The sequence below is a fragment of the Mycobacterium sp. genome (genome assembly GCF_049673265.1).
Taxonomy (GTDB): Bacteria; Actinomycetota; Actinomycetes; order Mycobacteriales; family Mycobacteriaceae; genus Mycobacterium.
This window is the reverse complement of the sequence record NZ_JBATXN010000573.1, coordinates 1-2,086: the sequence shown is the minus strand read 5'-3', so window position 1 is coordinate 2,086 and position 2,086 is coordinate 1. Positions and strand designations below refer to the sequence as shown.

Below are 2,086 nucleotides of genomic sequence, written 5' to 3'. Positions count from 1 at the left end.
CCGCCAGCCGCCGCTCCGCGACCGCCGGTGCTGGTCCCGCTGACACTGCCGATTCCGATGGCTCCGCCGGCGCCGGTCAATCCTGCTCCGGTGAAACTTCCGGGCGCGCCGCCGCCGTGGCATGTGCCGGGGTCTCCTCCGGTGCAGCTGCCCCAGCCGCAGCCTCCGGTCAATCAGCCCGTGCCGGTCCACCAGCCGGTGCCCGTGCACCAACCGGTGCCGGTCCACCAGCCGGTGCCCGTGCATCAACCCGTGCCGGTCCACCAGCCGGTCCCGATCCATCTACCGGTGCCCATCCCGCAGCCTGCGCCGCAGAGCCCGGGGCTGGTCGGGACGTCACAGCCTCCTTTACAGTTGCCAGCGCCCGAGCCTCCGGTGCACATGCCGGTTCCAGACGCACCGTGGGCACCCGCGATGCCAGCTCCGGCGCCCGAGGCTCCGGTGCACGTGCCGGCCCCGCAGGGACCGGCGCTGCCGTTCATGCCGGCGCCGCAAGCTCCACCGGCGATTCCGCAAGCCCCGTCGATCTTCGCGCCGCCCGTCGGCGGTTTCGGTGGTAGTCATCCAGGCGGCGGCTTGGGCGGCTTCGGCGGGGGTGCTCCCGGGCTGGGCGGCTTCGGCGGGGGTGCTCCCGGGCTCGGCGGTTTTGGCGGCGGCCATAGCTTCGGCGGTGGCGGCTTCGGCGGCGGTGGCTTTGGTGGTGGCGGCTTCGGCGGGCACCGCTGAGTCGGCCGCCGGCCTCATTGGCAGGTAAAGTTGGCCTATGAAGGGTCAGCGGGGGTGACCGTTTTCCTGACTAGAACTTCATATGGCGAAGCTAATTTGGTTCGCGGTAACGCCGCACCTCGGTGCGGCGATCATTCCTGTGGTGGGGGCCTCAGCTGATGCGCTGAACCCTGCCCTTCGTGGACACCTAGCAAACAGCATGGAGGAGTTGTGGACACCGTACTCGGCGTGTCGATGGCGCCCACGACGGTTCGCATGGTGCTGGTCGAGGGGGAAAACGCCGACGGCGCCACCGTCGATGAGGAAAACTTCGCGATCAGCGATGGCGAAGACTCGCCAACCCTGAGCGCCCCCGATCAGGTGGTCGCGGCGATCCTGGGCACTCAGGAAGGCGCCAACGAGGCCGGCTATCAGCTGCTGTCGACCGGCGTGACATGGAGTGACCAGCAGGAAGCTGCCAAATTGCGGGACGCGTTGGCGGCTCGCAAGGTTGAGAACGTCATGCTGGTTTCGGCGTTCTTGGCCGCGGCGGCGTTGGCTCAGTCCATGGGCAGCGCGACCGGTTATGCCCGCACCGCGCTGCTGTACATCGAGCCTGATTCCGCGACGTTGGCGGTGGTGGATACCACTGACGGCTCGATCGCTGACGTGCACCGCGAGCAGCTGCCCGACGACGACGATCAGGCGGTCGCCACGCTGGTCGGATTGGTTTCTGGTGCGGAGGAGCTAGGAGACCAGCCGGAGGGCCTGTTGGTGGTGGGCTCTGGGGTCGACGTCCCGCTGATCCAGCCGGCGCTGGAGGCGGCTACGTCGCTTCCGCTGAGCGTGCCCGAGCGGCCCGACATGGCGCTGGCCAAGGGAGCTGCGCTGGCGTCGGCGAGTGCGCCGTTGTTCGCCTCGTCGACCGCTGCGCTGGCCTACGCGCTGGATCCGGGCACCGGTTCGGTGAGCCAGCATGCGCTGGCGCCGGGGTATCTGGCCGTCGCCGATGCAGCCGCGGGCGTCGAACCCGGTGCCGAGGCGCTGGCCTACAGCGCCGTCACTGACGACTCCGCGGCGGTTTACACGCAAGGGGGCCCCGATGCCTACGCCGATGTCGACGAAGAAGACTTCACCACCGGCATGTACCCCGACTTCGGCGCGGCAGCGTTCGCGCAGCCCAGTCGCACACCGTTCTTGGCGGCGATGAGCGTGATCCTTATTTTCGTCGTAGGTGTTGTGGCACTGGTGATTTCGCTGGCGTTCAGTATTCGGCCGTCGGTCAGTTCGCGGCCCAGCCTCGCCCAGAACGTGGTGGCCCCCGCGCACGCGCCCGCCCCCGCGCCGAAAGCGCTGGTGCCAGCGCCGCCCGCACCTGCAC

Annotated in this window: 1 protein-coding gene and 1 pseudogene; both read left to right on the top strand. The window is 69.3% G+C overall.

Translation table 11 applies throughout. The features are described from left to right. Positions 1-726 (top strand): annotated as a pseudogene (locus WBF82_RS19500) (hypothetical protein); the annotation flags it as partial. 210 nt (positions 727-936) lie between these two features. Continuing rightward, positions 937-2,086 (top strand): DUF7159 family protein (locus WBF82_RS19495; protein ID WP_424384586.1); only part of this gene is annotated, 1,150 nt, incomplete at its 3' end.